Here is a 16353-nt window from a genome sequence, read left to right on the forward strand (position 1 = left end):
TCCGCCCCTAAAGGGGAACTTGAATTTTTATCTTATATATGTAAGAATATAATATACTAACCTTCCTTTCCAATTTAATTGAAACTCCCCCTTCAGGGGATTGGGGGGTTAATACTGCTCCTTATCGTTAGGGAAATCATTGTTTTTTACATCCTGAATATACGATTGTGCAGCGCCTAAAATATCCTCATAAAGGTTAAGGTACTGACGTAAAAAGCGTGGTTTAAAACCTTTCGTTAAACCAATCATATCGTTCACAACCAATACCTGCCCATCACAATGAGGTCCGGCACCAATACCAATAGTTGGAATATTTAAGCTTTCTGAAACCTCCTTGCCTAATGCTGCCGGGATTTTCTCCAGTACAATTCCGAAACAACCTGCAGCCTGCAAAGCCAGAACATCAGTTTTTAATTTATTAGCTTCTTCCTCTTCTTTTGCACGAACGGTATAAGTTCCAAATTTATAAATAGATTGTGGTGTTAAACCTAAATGGCCCATCACCGGAATACCAGCCGTAATAATTCTTTGAACCGATTCAATGATCTCTTCCCCGCCTTCTAACTTTACACCATGGGCACCAGATTCTTTCATGATTCTGATGGCAGAGTTTAAGGCTTCCTTTGAATTACCCTGATAAGAACCAAAAGGCAAATCAACTACCACAAAAGCTCGTTTTACTGCCCTGATTACCGATGCAGCATGATAAATCATTTGATCAAGTGTAATGGGTAAAGTGGTTTCGTGGCCTGCCATAACATTAGATGCAGAATCGCCAACTAGCAACACATCCAAACCGGCATCATCCAAAATGGTGGCCATTGAATAATCGTACGCGGTTAGCATGGATATTTTTTCACCACGATGCTTCATTTCCTGCAAGGTATGCGTAGTGATTCTTTTTATTTCTTTATGTACCGACATGATTTTCGTTTTGTTGCCCCAAAAGTATCGTTTTTTCTTTAAAACTAAGATGAAAGACGAATGCTAAAAGACCAGAGCAGCATATTGCATACTGATGACGTCAATCTATGTTTTGAGCTTTAGCCTTTCTACTTTTAGCTTAAACCTTATTTTATATTTCTTTTTAAATTCCCAATCCTAAACCCTATCTTTGTACCCCGAAATGGAAGGGATTTATTCACGTTTTTTTGCATCCAGCAAAAACGGCATTACTGCCGCAAGCCATCCTTTTTTCAACTCTTTTTTAAATCAAAATCCATATTGTAATTACCATGACTAACTACACCAAGTTACCTGCGATTTTATTACTGGCCGATGGCACTGTTTTTTACGGCAAAGCTGCCGGAAAGATTGGTACCACTACTGGCGAAATTTGTTTTAATACCGGGATGACAGGTTACCAGGAAATTTTTACCGACCCAAGTTATTTTGGGCAAATAATGGTTACCACCAACTCGCACATCGGGAATTACGGTATTCAAAGAGAAGAAATCGAATCTGATTCAATTAAAATTGCTGGTTTAGTTTGTAAAAATTACAACATCGTTTACAGCCGCAAGCAAGCAACAGAGTCTATTCAGGATTATTTCCAAAATGATAACCTGGTTGCTATTTCTGACATTGATACCCGTGCATTGGTTCGCCACATTAGAGATAAAGGTGCCATGAACGCCATCATTTCTTCAGAAATTACCGACTTGAATGAACTGAAACAAAAACTTGCAGAAGTGCCTTCAATGGAGGGCCTGGAGCTTTCATCAAAAGTTAGTACCACTGAACCTTATTTTTATGGCAATCCGGAAGCAAGTTTAAAAGTTGCTGCTTTAGATTTGGGTATCAAGAAAAATATTCTTCGCAGTTTCGAAAACCGCGACATTTATGTTCAGGTTTTCCCGGCGAAAACAAAATTTGCTGAAATGGAAAAATTCAGCCCTGATGGTTATTTCATTTCAAATGGTCCTGGCGATCCTTCGGTAATGCCTTACGCTGTTGAAACCATTAAAGAAATTTTAGCAGAAGATAAACCATTATTTGGTATTTGTTTAGGGCACCAGTTATTGGCAGAAGCTAACGGAATTGGTACCATGAAAATGTTTAATGGCCACCGCGGCTTAAATCACCCGGTTAAAAATATCATCAAAAATCATTGCGAAGTAACTTCTCAAAACCATGGTTTTGGTGTTGTTCCTGATGAAGTTAGAAATTCAGATAAAGTGGAAATTACACACGTAAACCTAAATGATAAATCAATTGAAGGTATCCGTGTGAAAGGTAAAAAAGCATTCTCAGTACAATACCACCCTGAATCTTCTCCAGGTCCACATGATTCTCGTTACTTATTCGATGATTTTGTGAATGTGATGAAAGGCGAATTGGCTTGGTAGAAAAAGCAGAAAGATAAAAGCTTAAAGACTGAAGCAAAATACTTAAAATCTGCGAATCTGTGGCGATATAAAAGCTAAAGGTTCGCAGATTTTGTTTTTTATCAAATTTATACTTTTGATCATCATTTAACCGACATTTTATCCATTTGTAAGTAAATTCATTTTCTATTCATTTAAAGCTCCTTACCTTCGTAACATGGAAGCAAAAAATGCCATTATCCAGGTTAAAGACCTGGTAAAAAAATATGATGATTTTGTAGCCGTTCAAGGGTTAAGCTTTGAGGTTTACGAAAACGAAATTTTTGGCTTACTGGGACCAAACGGTGCCGGAAAAACTACAACGCTTGAGATCATTGAAACGCTAAGGGCAAAAACTTCTGGCGAAATTATGGTTGATGGCTTTTCTGTCGACAAAAACCCTCAGGATATTAAGCAAATTATCGGCGTGCAACTGCAAGCGGCAGGTTATTATCCAAACTTGAATCTGGTAGAACTGATCGAACTATTTGCTGGCTTATATGGCGCCAAAATTAAGCCGATGGAGATGCTCGAAAAAGTAAATCTTCAGGATAAAGCCAAAGCTAAATATAAAGCGCTTTCTGGCGGACAAAAGCAACGTTTCTCCATCGCAACCACGCTAATCAATCAACCGAAAATTATTTTCCTTGATGAACCCACTACAGGTCTGGATCCTCAAGCCAGAAGAAATTTATGGGATTTGATTATTGCCATTAGAGATGCGGGTACCACGGTGGTAATTACCACACATTATATGGATGAGGCAGAGCAACTTTGCGATCGTGTTGCTTTTGTAGAACGAGGACAAATTATCGCTTTAGATACGCCCGATAATCTGATTGATCAGCTGGTGAACAGCGGCTTTGAGCGCAAAAAAGAAGTTAAAAAGGCCAACCTGGAAGATGTTTTCATTAACCTTACAGGTAAAGCGTGGCGGGAATAACCTCCAGCCCCCTGAAGGGGAGTTATAGGCAAGATCGAAAAGCACAAATAAAAAGACAGTTACAAATTATACTTGATATATGAACGATGGAAATTCAAGTTCACCTTTAGGGGCGGAGGGGTTAAACAATAAAAATTCAACCTCCTCCTCAACGGATTTAGGACCTAAAGATCTGAACTCTTCTTTGGGGGCTAAGGGTTACAGCAATACAACAGCAACATTAGCATTGGCAAAGGCAAGTTTTCGCTCCATCATGCGAAGTCCGTCGGCAGTGGTTTTTACGCTTGCTTTCCCCTTGATATTTATTTTGGTATTCGGCTTTTTGGGTGGTGGAGGCACGCGTATCGATGTTGGTGTAAAACCTGGATCGGACATAAACAATCCTGTAATTGCCATGTTGAGCAAAACGGGCATGATTAGGCTAGTGATGGATAAATCGCAGGCTGATTTCGACAAATTACTCGAAAAAGGTAATGTTGATGCGATGATTGATGTGCACAAAAAAGTGAATTCAGTTGCTTATTCGGTCAATGTAGTTTACACTTCAGCATCAAGAGATAAGGGCGGGATTTTAAAGTCGGTGCTTAATAACGTCTTCTACAATAAAACGCTAAAACCAACAGTTGCCGAAATTAAAGAAAGTACAATTACTGGTCGTGAATATAAAACCATCGATTTCATTTTACCTGGCCAATTGGGCTTTTCGCTGTTAAGTACAGGTGTTTTTGGTACAGCATTCGTATTTTTAAGTTTGCGCCAAACCCTTGTGATTAAACGTTTTTTCGCAACTCCGGTGAAGAGATCAAGTATTGTAATTGGCGAAGCAATTGCCAGAATTGGTTTTGCATTGATTGGCGCCTTGTTTATTATATTAATTGGTCACTTCTTTTTCGGATTTACACTTGTTCACGGGGCGTTAACGGTCCTCAATATGCTCATACTCGGCACTATGGGAATTATTGTATTTATGGGCTTCGGTTTTATCATCTCAGGAATAGCAAAAACTGAAAGTATGGTACCTCCTATTTCCAACATCGTTACCTTACCACAGTTTTTACTTTCCGGAACATTCTTTTCCATCGAAGCCTTTCCAAGCTGGTTGCAGCCGATTAGCAGGGCTCTACCACTTACTTATTTAAATGATGCCATGCGTAAAGTCGCTTTTGAAGGTTCAGGTTTATGGGATGTGAAATTTCAAATTATGATTTTAATGATTTGGGGAATTGTGATTTATGCTGTTGCGGTTAAGGTGTTTAAGTGGGAATAAAATAGTGCAGGGAGATTAGCATTTATTGCCGTTAACCTTTTTTAACTTTTAGACATTGGTTAATAAAGTATTTTTGGCAAAATCGCTTATGAAAAATCTGTTTCTTTTTGTGCTATTGCTTATTTCATTTCCAGGGATGGCTCAGTTTAAGTTTTTAGCCAACAATTGTTCAAATCAATATAAGGCAAAAATATTTGTTGAAAACTGTGATAACGGGGTATGTGGTGGAAAATCGACAATTATTTTGTACGACAAGATATCAGATAAGGAATTAGAAACTTTCCATTCGGCAGATCTAGACTTCAGTTTATCCGAAAAACAGGATGCTAAAATTGGCTGGCTTGAATTGAGTAAATATCAGAGTCCTTTAATTTTCGGAGATTTCAACTTTGATGGTAAAGAGGATATGGCGATTAGAAATGGAAGCCAGGGCGTTTATATAAGTCCTTCTTACGATGTTTATTTGGCTAGAACCAACAACAGGTTTATTTTAAATACTAACTTAACAAAGCTGGCCAGTGAAAATTTGGGCATGTTTGAGGTTGATAAGAAAAACAAGTTATTAACCATTGAACAGAAAGATGGTTGTTGCTACCACAAAACGATCAATTACAGCATTGATGTTAAAAATAAGCTAACAGAAGTTTCCTCTGTTATTGAAGATTCTACCGCTGGTGATATCGTTACTGTCATCACACAGAAAAAAGTTGGCGGGAAAACGGCCAGAACAGTCAAGCGCTTTAAAACAGATGAATATTATAAGCAATAAACTTGATGAAAAATTAAACCGTCTTTATCTAAAGCGCTGCTTTTACTAAAAATGGTAATATTTCTTTCTGAAAACTCACGAAATTTTTGCGCACATCAGAATCACTTACCGAGGTAAAAGCGAATGAGAAAACGATACTTTTACTTGCTTTAAGCAAAAATGCTAAACCTTCTCGCCTTGCCGGATTATTTTTAAAAGTATCTAACTCCAGGTAAGCAGCCAATAACAACGCTTCCAGCTGATCAGATAAATGCTTTAGAAACTCTTGGGAATTCGCATTTTCACGAACAAAATCCCATCCGATAAATTCGTTGCATGCCGTAAAAGAGAGTCGGCTGGTTTTCATTACCAACGCCTTCAAGTGCTCTTCTTCCGAACCGTAACTTACTTTATTGTTGATGATTTCGTGAAGGTTTTGATCCAGATAATCCATTAGAATACTATCTAAAACCTGTTCTTTACTCTCAAAATATTTATAAATGGTTGCTTTGGCAATCCTCGCTTTTTTTGCAATTTCGTTAACACTTGTTTTGTGATAACCATATTTTCTGAAAAGTTCTTTGGCAGCCTTCTTTACTGTTTCTTTTATTTTTTCAGCTTCCATTAATTTCTTACGTTAATTGTAATGTTTCCCTGTAAGGAAACACTATAAGTTTTTAAAGTTCTTTCTGCAGGTGCCTTTTGAGGTGTACCATCAAGAAGGGAAAATTTTGCTCCCGAGCATGGATCAGTAGCAGTTAAGCCACTTTCATCCGGAACAATTTTGCATATTTTTTCGGGGTTCACCGTACTGCACCGATCAAAGGCTACAAATCCACCAAGTGGTGTTCGCACAATTACTAATCCTCCAATACCATGGTTTGGAACCAACAGCACATTATTCACTGCTTTAATGCCGAATTCTACAAGTGTTACATTGTAATTTACGGGTACATCCGGAATAAAGTTTTCTTCTTTACCGCAGCTGGTAAAAAGAACCAACACAAATAATATGCGATATAAATACCTCATTAAATTAAGGCAGATTTATATTGTTTTAAGAAACGGACATCATTTTCAGAGAATAAACGCAAATCTTTAATTACATATTTAAGATTGGTTATCCGCTCTATTCCCATTCCAAAAGCAAAACCGCTATATTTCTTCGAATCAATACCACAGTTTTCCAACACATTTGGATCTACCATACCGCAGCCTAGAATTTCTACCCAACCGCTATGTTTACACATGTTACAGCCGGCACCTTTACAAATGGTACAGGAAATATCCATCTCTGCAGAGGGCTCTGTAAAAGGAAAATAAGATGGGCGAAAACGTACTTGTGTGCCTTCACCATATAATTCCTGTACGAAATAAAATAAGGTTTGCTTCAAATCGGCAAATGACACATTTTCATCCACATACAAACCTTCTATTTGATGAAAGAAGCAATGTGCTCTTGCCGAAATGGCTTCGTTACGGTAAACGCGACCAGGCATAATGGCTCTGAATGGCGGCTGTCCCTGCTCCATCATACGTACCTGGACAGATGAAGTATGTGTACGCAAAGCAATGTCACCTTTCTCTCCACCTTTTTTAATGAAGAATGTGTCTTGCATATCTCTTGCCGGATGCTCTTCCGGGAAGTTTAATGCAGAGAAGTTATGCCAGTCATCTTCAATCTCCGGACCTTCTGCTACAGTAAAACCCAATTTGGCAAAAATCTCCACAATTTCTCTACGCACTAAAGCCAACGGATGACGGGAACCGATTTCAAAACCTTCACCTGGTAATGTCATATCAATAGCCGATTCTTCTGCTTTTACGCCAGCTCCTTCAGTTGATTCTTTTAACGTTTGGTACTTTGATTCGGCAAGTTGTTTAAACTCATTTAAAACTTTCCCCAATGATCTTTTCTCTTCAGTGGAAACCGTTTTAAATTCTTCAAAAATTTCTTTAATGATGCCTTTACTGCCTAAGTATTTGATGCGGAACTGCTCTAATTCATCTGCTTTTTCAGTTACGAAAGCATTAATTTTCTCCGAGTATTGTGTTATTTTATCCTGTAACATGGCTTCAAATATAAGGCAAATAATCCAAAAAAGTTAGTGTTGCCGGGTTCAAAAATTCTGTTTACAATATCATTATAAAAGAAAATGAACCCAAAACGCAGAAAGCCGCACTACGGCGGCTTTCTAAAAATGCTATAAAACTAAAAGGAGTTAAATCACACCAAGTTCTTTACCAACCTTAGTAAAGGCTGCGATGGCTTTATCCAGATGATGTTGTTCATGGCCGGCAGAAAGTTGTACACGAATACGTGCTTTACCTTGAGGCACAACCGGATAGAAAAATCCGATTACATAAATGCCTTCTTCCAACATTTTGGCTGCAAAAGTTTGGGCAATCTTTGCATCGTAAAGCATTACGGGTACAATTGGATGAAAACCAGGTTTGATATCAAAACCAGCCTCAGTCATTTTTTCGCGGAAATATTTGGTGTTATTTTCCAGCTTGTCTCTTAACGAAGTAGTTTCGCTTAACATATCTAATACCGCAATTGATGCGCCAGCAATCGCTGGAGCCAATGTGTTCGAAAATAAATACGGACGAGAACGCTGACGTAACATGTCGATAATTTCCTTTTTACCTGAAGTGAAACCACCAGATGCACCACCTAAAGCCTTACCTAAAGTTCCGGTAATGATATCAATTCTATCAATTACGTTAAAATGTTCGTGAGTACCTCTACCATTTTTACCGATAAAACCAGTACAATGCGATTCATCAATCATAATTAATGCTTCGTATTTATCAGCCAAATCAGCAATTTTATCAAGCGGCGCTACAGAACCATCCATAGAAAAGGCACCATCCGTAACGATAATTCTATGTCTGCAATCTTTGGCGGCAATTAATTGCTTCTCCAAATCTTCCATATCGGCATTTTTATAACGGAAGCGTTGCGCTTTACATAAACGTACGCCATCAATTATCGATGCATGGTTCAATTCATCAGAAATAATGGCATCTTCAGCATTAAATAATGGTTCAAACACACCACCATTTGCATCAAATGCCGCTGCATATAATATCGTATCTTCAGTTCCCAGAAACTGAGAAATTTTAGCTTCAAGCTCTTTATGTACATCTTGTGTTCCACAAATAAAACGCACTGACGACATTCCATAACCATGATCATCAATCGCTTTTTTGGCCGCCTCGATAACTTTTGGGTGAGAAGAAAGTCCAAGGTAGTTGTTTGCACAAAAATTAACTACTTCTGCTCCGCCACTTACTTTAATATCGGCACCTTGTGGCGTAACGATAATACGTTCGCGTTTATATAATCCAGCGTTTTCGATTTCTTCTAGTTCTTTCTGCAGAACTGGTTGTAATGTTTTATACATGGTTGCTATCGGTTGATTTTTGTTCAAAGTTATAAAAAAAACCGCTCGACATCTGAATTGACTGACTTTTTGAGTTAGTATTTTCGAGCAAACGTTTGATCATTTACCTGGAAAGCGTTTTTTAACCTTCGATTCAAAAAAAATTAGTCAAACACACATTTTTTAAAGAACTTAACAAACTTTAACATACTGCTGTATGTATAGTGTTAAAACTAATTCGATATTTATAGCTTACTAATCGACACTTATGATCAGAATCTGCGCCCTCATCCTTCTTTGCGGCTTAACTCACCTTGCATTTGCTCAGCAATACACAGTTACCGGAACAATTAAGGATACAGGCGGACAGCCAGTGCCTTTCGCATCCGTTTACATTAAAAATACCACCACCGGAACTTCGGCCAACGTTGATGGCAAATATGCCATTAAACTTCAAAAAGGCGATCATGTTTTAAGTTACCGTGCTGTTGGTTATAAACAGCAAGACCACGCATTTAAATTAGCCGCTGATGTTACTTACGACGTGAATCTTGATTCAGAAAGTTACACGCTTGATAATATAACCATTAAAGCAAATGCTGAAGATCCGGCATTTGAAATTATTAGAAAAGCCATTAAGCAAAGAAAAGTGCATTTAAATGAGGTGAATGCTTTTAGTTGCGATGTTTACATCAAAGGTGTTCAGCGGCTTAAAGGGGCACCTAAAAAATTCTTTGGTCAGGACATTCAGAAGGTTTTGGAATTGGATACCAATAGAAAAGGAATTATTTATTTATCAGAATCGCAAAGTAAATTCAGTTTCCGCCGCCCTAATGACATCCATGAAGAAATGATTTCTTCGAAAGTTGCTGGCAGAAACAATGCTTTCAGTTTTAATAAAGCATCAGATTTGATTATCAATTTTTATGATAACTATTTGCTCGAAAATACATTGAGCGCCCGAGGCTTTATCTCGCCAATTGCAGATAACGCTATGTTTTACTACAAGTATAAATTGGTAGGCGAATCGAAAGAAAATGGTGAGATTGTGCATAAAATCCAGGTTATTCCCAGAAGAGAAAACGACCCGGTTTTTAGGGGATACATTTATATTATTGATGAAAGCTGGAGAATTTACAATACGGATGTTTATCTGACAGAGAATTCGGGCATTAATTTCATTGATACCTTAAACATCAACCAGCAATTCACTAAAGTTAAGGATACGTATATGCCTACAAACATTAATTTTCAGTTTGCAGGTAATGTTTTAGGGTTCAAAATAGCCGGATATTATGTTGGCATTTACAGCAACTATAATATTGAGCCTAAGTTTTCTAAGAATTTTTTTAGTGGTGAAATATTAAAAATCACGGAAATGGTTAATAAGAAAGATTCTTCTTATTGGACCAATAACCGCCCTATTCCATTAACTGCAGATGAACAAATTAATTATGTTAAAAAAGATAGCGTGGCAAAACTAAAGGAATCGAAATATTACCTCGACTCGCTTGAAAAAGAAAACAATAAATTTAGCATTGGTAAACTACTGTTAAGAGGCTACAGCAAAAACGATCGCTATGATAAAAAGTACCTTAGCTTCGATCCTATTTTAAGATCGGTTTTTTACAACACTGTGGAAGGCTTTGCGATTAAATATGGCGTAACGTATAGAAAAGATTTCGAAAACAGGCGATCGTATTCGGTAAGACCAGAGTTAAGATATGGTTTTGCGAACCAGAAACTCACCGGAAGTTTAACAGGAAGTTATTATTACAATCCGTTAAAAAGAGCCTCTGTTGGTGCATCTTTCGGTAACGGCATTTTCGATTTGAATAATTTAGGCTCCATGACTGCATTGGGAAATACCATTAACTCTTTGTTGTATGAGAAGAATTTCCCGAAATTTTACGAAAAAAGTTTTGCCAGTATTTATACCACAAGAGAACTGGCCACCGGTTTACAAGGAAGTATAAGTGCTGATTATAGTAAAAACAACACCTTAACCAACAGTACTGACTTCAAATTTTTTGATGCCAAAGATCGGGAGTTTACTTCAAATAATCCGTTTACACCAGGAGCAGAAACCCCATTGTTTCCTACATACAAATCGTTCAGTGCCACTGCAAGTTTAACTTATACCATCGGCCAGAAATATATCACCCGCCCGGATGGAAAATTTTATACTGAATCTCATTTCCCAAAAATTACAGTTTTATATAAAAAAGGCTTTAATAACGTTTTGGGTAGCGATGTAGATTATGACTTCGTGAAACTGGAGCTGGCACAAGACCGCATCGGTTTAGGCCTATGGGGATACACATCATTATTGGTTGGAGCAGGGAAGTTTTTAAACAACCAAAGCATGTACTTCCCAGATTACAAACACTTCGCAGGTAACATTTCAACCATCTTCCCTCCTAACTTAAGGAAATTTCAATACCTCGATTTTTACCAGTTTAGTACCAATAAACAATATTTTGAGGCTCATTTGGAACATAATTTTTCTGGTTTCTTCTTAAACAAAATTCCTTTATTACGTAAAGCAAAGCTTGAAGAATTTATCGGAGGAGGTTACTTATCCTCTCCTGAAAAAAGAAATTACAAGGAATTTTACTTTGGATTTCAACGTTTGGTGTTAAGAGCCAGTTATGGTTTTGCATATGATGGCGCAAAAAAACTAACGCAAGGATTTAGAATTGCATACGGATTTTAAGCGCAAAGCAAAAAGCTCAAAGGCTAAAGCTTTCTGCTTTGGTCTTTAAGCTAAAAGCATTATCTTTGCCCCGCTTTAAACGCCGTTTGCAACGGTATCAACAGCGTTATGAAAAAATATCAAACACTACTTTATTACTGCTATAGTTACATAGCAGATGCAGAACAATTTGCTGCAGATCACCTTAAATTTTGTAAATCATTAGATTTAGTTGGCCGGATCATTGTTGCTGATGAGGGACTAAACGGAACCGTTTCTGGTTCACCGGAATCATGCGAAGCTTATATGAAAGCCATTCATGCTGATGAGCGTTTCGCCAAAACTGAATTCAAAATTGATGAGGTAGACGAGCCATCGTTTCTAAAAATGCACTGCCGTTATAAATCTGAAATCGTTCATTCCGGATTACGTGATACATCAATCATAAATCCAAACGAAAAAACTGGCAAACATTTAGAGCCTGCAGATTTCATGAAAATGAAAGATGATGAAGATGTTGTAATTTTAGATGTACGCTCAAATTATGAGCACAATTTAGGCAAATTCAAAAATGCGGTTACACTTGACATTGAGAATTTCAGAGATTTTCCTGAACAGATTAATCAGCTTGCTCAATATAAAGACAAAAAGATTTTAACTTACTGCACCGGGGGAATCAAGTGCGAAAAAGCTTCTGCCCTATTGCTTCATCATGGTTTTAATGATGTTTACCAACTTCACGGCGGGATTATTAAATATGGCAAAGAAGCTGGCGGTAAAGATTTTGAAGGCAAATGTTATGTTTTTGATAACCGCATTGCGGTAGATGTGAATAACGTAAATCCTACAGTGGTTTCAGTTTGTTACAACTGCGGCAAAACCACTCCTAAAATGATCAATTGTGCCAATCCGGAGTGTAATGAACACATTACGCAGTGTGATGATTGTGGTGAAGAACTTCAGGGATGTTGCTCAACCGCTTGTACAACCAATCCACGCAAACGCCCTTATGATGGTACCGGTTATTACGTAAAGGTGCCTCAATTGGTGGCTAAAAAATAGAATACATATAGTGGTGTTGATTGTCAATGGTTGATGGTTTGATAGCCAATCAGTCAGCATAACTTATTAAAAATTATCAAGAATGATGCGCACTAGATAATTTAAAATGTATGTATACAGAATCGCAAATTCTGTTTAGATTTATAATTGAATGATGGCAATCCATATTAAAAACCGTTATTCAGCAATCCTATGGCTTTTAAATTTGAGGAATTAAAGGTTTGGCAAATTTCTTTAAAACTTAGTAATGAAATAGATATTATTGCTAAAAGTTTCCCAAAAATAGAATTGTTCAGTTTATCTAATCAAATTAAAAAAGCCGCTGATTCAGTTAACCTAAATATCGCGGAAGGATGTATGGGACAAACGAAAGCTGAATTTTCCAGGTTTTTAAGATACTCCGTTCGATCAGGACTAGAAGTTGTAAGTTGTTTATTTATGGCCTCATCAAGAAATTATATTTCAGAAACTGAATTTAAAAGGCTATATATTGAGTACGAGCAACTTTGTAAAATGATTTCTAAACTAAAAAGCTCATTATAAGAAATGGTTCGATTAGCAATATTGGCTAACCGCCATCAGCCATGAACCATTGTCCGAATTGGCAAATCAACTATCCAACATTTTTTCAGTTACTTTGTACTACAATGGATTAACCAAATACCATTCTATGCAGAAACTATTACGTCTATTTATATTTTTTTCACTTTCCACCAATTTAATACATGCTGCTGATATCAAAAGTATTGGCGTTCCCTATATTGAAAATTATCCAAAATCGGTTTATGCTTCAGGAAATCAGAACTGGAGTATAGCTAAGGATAGTAAAGGAGTAATGTATTTTGGAAATGCAGAGGGGCTTTTGACTTTTGACGGAAAATATTGGCAAAAGTACCAAATGCCCAACAGGCAAATTGTTCGTTCGGTTGCTACCGACAATAACGGAAGAATTTATACAGGTGGCTTTGGAGAATTTGGTTACTGGGCATATTCCAATAATAAATTAACTTATCAATCATTAACCCGCTTATTGCCAAAAGAAAATAAACTCACAGATGAGATATGGAAAATTTATGTCGAAAAAGACCGGGTTATTTTTCAGTCCTTCTCCAGGATATTTATTTACAGAAAGGGGAAAATTGAAACGATAAAAGCGCCATCATCATTTTTGTTTTTGCACAAGGCCAATAACAGATATTTTATTGAGGTTTTAGATAAAGGACTTTTCGAAGTTACAGGCAGCAAATTAACGTTTTTGCAAAACAGCGAAAAAATAGGAAAACAAGGTGTATTATCTATTTTGCCTTTTAAAAATGGTAAGTTCATCATTGGAACAAGCAAAAATGGATTATTCATCTACGATGGAATTGATTTTGTACCACTCGCCACGCCTGCTAACAATTATTTGAAAACCTTTCAGCTCAATAATGGCGTTAAATTGCTGGATAGATATTATGCTTATGGAACAATTTTAAATGGTTTAATTATCATTGATGAAAATGGCGGCATAGTACAACGCATCAATAAATCAAGTGGATTACAAAACAATACCGTCCTAAGTATTTATGCTGATGATGAACAAAATTTGTGGACGGGTTTAGATAATGGAATAGACCGGATTGAGTTAAATTCTCCACTTTATTTCTACTTCGACAAAACAGGCCAATTCGGAACCGTTTATTCGAGCATTATTTTTAAAGACAAAATTTATTTGGGCACTAACCAGGGTCTGTTTTACAGTGATTGGTCGAGAAACAATGAGCTGGTACCGTTCAATTTTCGTTTGATCCCGAACTCTCAGGGCCAGGTTTGGGAACTGGCTATTTTGAATAATGAATTAATTTGCGGGCACAACAATGGTACTTTTAAAGTTACTGGTGATCAAATTAGCTGGATCTCGACAGTTAGTGGTGGCTGGACAATAAAGAAACTAAACTCAAATCCCAATTACTTCATCCAGGGCACTTATACAGGATTATCGTTGTATCAAAATACGGCGACAGGTTTAGCATTTAGCAACAAAATATTGGGTTTTGGTGAACCATCAAGATTTATTGAACAAGATCATAAAGGTGATATTTGGGTAGCGCATGCATACAAAGGTTTGTACAAACTAACACTGAACAGTAATTACAGCAAAGTAACCAGTACCAAATATTTTGATGAGCAAAATGGTTTACCCGGCAATTATAACATCAATATATTTAACCTGGAGAACAAAATTGTATTCTCATCAGACCGTGGATTTTATACATACGATGAGTTAAGCAATAAATTTACCCCTTATGAAGTACTAAATAAAAGTCTGGGGTCTTTTGCAACTTCCAATAAAATCATTAGTGCTGGCAATAAAAAATACTGGTTCATCGACCATGGAAAAACATCTTTGGTCAATTTTTCAGAGCCTGGAAAAATAGAAATCGACTCTAACCAATTCAGTTTGTTAGATGGTAGAATGGTGCAGTATTATGAAAATATCAGCCAGATTAGCAACGCGATTTATTTAATCAGTGTTGATGATGGGTTTGTGATTTACAATAGCACATTAAACCAATCTATTCAGAAACGAAAACTACCGGCAGTGCTAATCAGAAGGATTGAAGATATTACTGATAAGTATTTTACCATTAGCGAAACCGGTAATAATAGCAGTGAGACCGAAATTCCAAACAGCAGAAATAATATCCGGATATCATTTGCACTTCCCTATTACAGACAAGCAAAAATAAAGTTCCAGTACTACCTTGAAGGTTATTCTAAAGATTGGTCTGACTGGAGTACTGCTACACAAAAAGACTTTACCAATTTAAGCAGTGGAACTTATAAATTTAAAGTACGGGCAAAACTTAATGACGCTTCTGTAAGCGATACTACCACTTTTGAATTTACTATTTTGAGACCATGGTATCTCAGTAACCTTGCAATTGTTTTATACATCGCTTTGCTTATCGTATTACTCATTTTTGGCAAGCGGGCATATGAAAATAAACTAAAACGAGACAGCCAGAAAATAAGCGATAAACTCAAGGCAGAACAAGATGAAATTTTAAGACAGGAGGCAGAAGTAAACGAAAAGCAAATTATAAAACTGCAGACCGAAAAACTTCAGGCAGAGCTGGCGTCAAAAAACAGAGAACTGGCCAACTCAGCCATGACCTTAGTATACAAAAATGAACTGCTGCAAAAATTGAGTGGAGAAATCACGAAACTAAAGGATGAAAGTGGCAAAAAACTGTCGGAAGATCAAACCCGCAAAATCCAAAAAGTAATCAATGATGGAATGAATGATGAGCGGGATTGGAATTTGTTTGAAAACAGTTTTAATGAGGCGCACGAAAGTTTCTTTAAAAAGCTCAAAGCGCAACACCCAGATCTCGTACCGAATGACTTGAAGCTTTGTGCTTATCTGAGAATGAACATGAGCAGTAAAGAGATGTCATCTCTATTAAATATCAGCTTGAGAGGTGTCGAAATTCGTCGTTACCGACTACGCAAAAAACTCGAAGTACCGCATGATAAAAACCTCACAGAATTTTTAATGGAACTATAATAGAACCATTCAGTAGCTTGTCGGGAACGTTTGCATAAAACCAATGAACTGGCATCAATCGCCCATTTTGTTTGATAAAACACTACATCATTACCTCTCATGGGTAAAATTTTACCCCTACAAAAAGCATCGTGTATAATATACACTTTGTGTATCCGTAATTATTCAGTTACAAATACTAAAAGTGTGTTTTTAGTCTCAAATGCAAAATGGTAACTGTATTTGAGATAGCTTTCTTTTGGCTTTGATGTATTAATGTAGAGGTATTAGTACTTGCACAAGAGCAAAAACAATCTCACTTTTATATCACAATTAAACTAAATTATAATAAGC

At 36.9% G+C, this 16353-nt stretch carries 13 protein-coding genes; 8 read left to right on the forward strand and 5 right to left on the reverse strand.

Features of this window, described 5'->3' with window-relative positions; translation table 11 throughout:
* Window positions 1–108: 108 nt before the first annotated feature.
* Window positions 109–924, reverse strand: coding sequence for a 3-methyl-2-oxobutanoate hydroxymethyltransferase (panB, locus tag R2Q70_RS18295; RefSeq protein WP_316808990.1), 816 nt, complete (start codon window positions 922–924; stop codon window positions 109–111).
* Between the two features lie 311 nt (window positions 925–1235).
* Here panB and carA point away from each other — a divergent pair, with 311 nt between their 5' ends.
* The 4 genes from carA to R2Q70_RS18315 all read left to right on the forward strand — a co-directional run bounded on the left by carA (window position 1236) and on the right by R2Q70_RS18315 (window position 5345).
* Window positions 1236–2348, forward strand: a complete 1113-nt coding sequence (gene carA / locus R2Q70_RS18300) for a glutamine-hydrolyzing carbamoyl-phosphate synthase small subunit (protein ID WP_316808991.1) — start codon at window positions 1236–1238, stop codon at window positions 2346–2348.
* A 196-nt stretch (window positions 2349–2544) separates the two neighbouring features.
* A complete protein-coding gene (locus R2Q70_RS18305; RefSeq protein ID WP_316808992.1) occupies window positions 2545–3309 on the forward strand; it encodes an ABC transporter ATP-binding protein in 765 nt (254 codons plus the stop codon).
* A gap of 79 nt (window positions 3310–3388) precedes the next feature.
* Window positions 3389–4576, forward strand: a complete 1188-nt coding sequence (locus tag R2Q70_RS18310) for an ABC transporter permease (protein WP_316808993.1) — start codon at window positions 3389–3391, stop codon at window positions 4574–4576.
* Between the two features lie 88 nt (window positions 4577–4664).
* Entirely contained in the window at window positions 4665–5345 is a 681-nt protein-coding gene (locus R2Q70_RS18315) for an XAC2610-related protein (protein ID WP_316808994.1), read from the forward strand.
* A gap of 28 nt (window positions 5346–5373) precedes the next feature.
* Here R2Q70_RS18315 and R2Q70_RS18320 read toward each other — a convergent pair whose 3' ends face one another.
* The 4 genes from R2Q70_RS18320 to kbl all read right to left on the reverse strand — a co-directional run bounded on the left by R2Q70_RS18320 (window position 5374) and on the right by kbl (window position 8734).
* Entirely contained in the window at window positions 5374–5949 is a 576-nt protein-coding gene (locus R2Q70_RS18320; RefSeq protein WP_010601187.1) for a TetR/AcrR family transcriptional regulator, read from the reverse strand.
* Entirely contained in the window at window positions 5949–6356 is a 408-nt protein-coding gene (locus tag R2Q70_RS18325) for a hypothetical protein (protein ID WP_316808995.1), read from the reverse strand. Before R2Q70_RS18325 ends, R2Q70_RS18320 begins: the two co-directional genes overlap by 1 nt.
* Complete coding sequence (gene pheS, locus R2Q70_RS18330; protein ID WP_316808996.1) at window positions 6356–7396, reverse strand: phenylalanine--tRNA ligase subunit alpha; 1041 nt, start codon at window positions 7394–7396, stop codon at window positions 6356–6358. The genes R2Q70_RS18325 and pheS overlap by 1 nt, the downstream gene beginning before the upstream one ends.
* Window positions 7397–7546: 150 nt before the next feature.
* Window positions 7547–8734: a glycine C-acetyltransferase gene (gene kbl, locus R2Q70_RS18335; RefSeq protein ID WP_316808997.1), complete on the reverse strand. Its 1188-nt coding sequence runs from the start codon at window positions 8732–8734 to the stop codon at window positions 7547–7549.
* 247 nt (window positions 8735–8981) lie between these two features.
* Between kbl and R2Q70_RS18340 the strand changes: the two genes are divergently transcribed.
* From R2Q70_RS18340 to R2Q70_RS18355, 4 genes are all read left to right on the forward strand, one after another.
* Entirely contained in the window at window positions 8982–11429 is a 2448-nt protein-coding gene (locus R2Q70_RS18340) for a DUF5686 and carboxypeptidase regulatory-like domain-containing protein (protein ID WP_316808998.1), read from the forward strand.
* Window positions 11430–11537: 108 nt separating this feature from the next.
* Window positions 11538–12470: a rhodanese-related sulfurtransferase gene (locus R2Q70_RS18345; protein WP_316808999.1), complete on the forward strand. Its 933-nt coding sequence runs from the start codon at window positions 11538–11540 to the stop codon at window positions 12468–12470.
* 192 nt (window positions 12471–12662) lie between these two features.
* Window positions 12663–13013: a four helix bundle protein gene (locus R2Q70_RS18350; RefSeq protein ID WP_316809000.1), complete on the forward strand. Its 351-nt coding sequence runs from the start codon at window positions 12663–12665 to the stop codon at window positions 13011–13013.
* Between the two features lie 127 nt (window positions 13014–13140).
* Window positions 13141–16020, forward strand: coding sequence for a triple tyrosine motif-containing protein (locus tag R2Q70_RS18355; RefSeq protein ID WP_316809001.1), 2880 nt, complete (start codon window positions 13141–13143; stop codon window positions 16018–16020).
* Window positions 16021–16353: the final 333 nt, after the last annotated feature.

It is taken from the genome of Pedobacter agri, from assembly GCF_032678665.1.
Taxonomy (GTDB): Bacteria; Bacteroidota; Bacteroidia; order Sphingobacteriales; family Sphingobacteriaceae; genus Pedobacter; species Pedobacter agri_A.